Source organism: Paenibacillus sp. P4_A7, assembly GCF_056402455.1.
This window is the reverse complement of the sequence record NZ_JBFUHJ010000773.1, coordinates 1-1,314: the sequence shown is the minus strand read 5'-3', so window position 1 is coordinate 1,314 and position 1,314 is coordinate 1. Positions and strand designations below refer to the sequence as shown.

Annotated in this window: 2 protein-coding genes; one reads left to right on the top strand and one right to left on the bottom strand. The window is 38.6% G+C overall.

Annotated elements, in window-relative coordinates; genetic code table 11:
- Nucleotides 1-333 (bottom strand): hypothetical protein (locus tag AC1DWN_RS33850; protein WP_477563202.1); only part of this gene is annotated, 333 nt, incomplete at its 3' end.
- An 802-nt stretch (nucleotides 334-1,135) separates the two neighbouring features.
- Between AC1DWN_RS33850 and AC1DWN_RS33845 the strand changes: the two genes are divergently transcribed.
- A complete protein-coding gene (locus tag AC1DWN_RS33845; protein WP_477563203.1) occupies nucleotides 1,136-1,255 on the top strand; it encodes a DUF6129 family protein in 120 nt (39 codons plus the stop codon).
- Nucleotides 1,256-1,314 lie beyond the last annotated feature (59 nt).

The following is a 1,314-nucleotide window of genomic DNA, read 5'->3' as shown; positions in this document are numbered from 1 at the left end:
TTCGTATACATCATATTCTTGTTTCCACTTTCCAATCCGAAATTCAACATCAGATAAAGTATCGCCTATACCAATTTCGCCTAAAAACTTCCCATTGAAGCTATTAAGAGCCATTATTAGATATATGACATTTGTTTTAACATCTAGCCAGAACCATAAGTTATCTGACTTAACTACTAAGCAATCTTCTCTCAATTCAATCTTATAATGATTTTTCAGGCATACTTTTAATTGTTCCAAAGTCGATCCTAAATGAAAAATTCCTATGCGTTCTCCAGCTACAATTTCAAAATCCATATGACCAGTCCCTCTAAATTGATCATTTTTCAACATAAAAAAGCGATTCCATCATATCATATGTAGGAATTTCAAGAGCAAAGAGATGTTATATTAATCTGCCCGTTAGCTTAACAAAGAAAGGGAGCAGCTGCCGCAGCAAACTGCCCCTTATTTGTTCAACTAACGTGTCCCGTTAACTGAAAAAACTCAGTGTATATTTAACTACTTATGCTGCAATAAGACCTTGATATAAAAGAATTGAGCATATTAGAGTCCATACAATTACTGCGAAACAAATAGAAGCAACAATCCTATTCACTGTGTTGTATTTTTCTAATAGAATGTACATGAACACAAAAGAAATAATAGGTATTAAAAAGATTCCCACAAGAGTAACAAACGCAAAGATAGTATCCACCTCCATGTTTAAAACCCTCTTTATAAAACGTTTTTATTCATCACCTAATTGCCCTAATCTGTCCTTTACTTCAACCAAAAAAGGCAACCGAGCTTGTGGACGGCTACCGTCTTGTTCTTATTGGACTATCGTACCCGTTAGTTGAGTCCCTTTAATTTGGTTTTGCATTGATTTCCGTTAAAGTTCATGCATCACGAAGTCCCACCGAGTTAAGGCAGCTTGCTGCCGGCCGCGATGCGGTTAGTCGGTGCGGATGTGTCCCGGCAATTACTTCCTCGTTCCTTGTTTCCGGGACCGAGGGTCGCCCAGACCCGGAGCGTGAATGCGGTGTTTATATGATTCACCCGACTTCTTCGAGATACTTTCACACTGCTTTTCTGTTTCTATTTTTACTCTAGTAATGTATATTTCAGTTAAGTCTTCTTTTAAACATCACTTATTTATTACCGAGTTGTTCCGCCAAACCGATTAGAAGTCCTTCATTTCCACGAATGTAGCAGAGACGATACGAGTCCTCGTACTGAACCACTTCGCCAACGAGCTGAGCACCATACTTAGTGAGTCTGGATACCATTTCGTCAATGTCTTCAACGGTGAACATGACGCGTAGATAACCG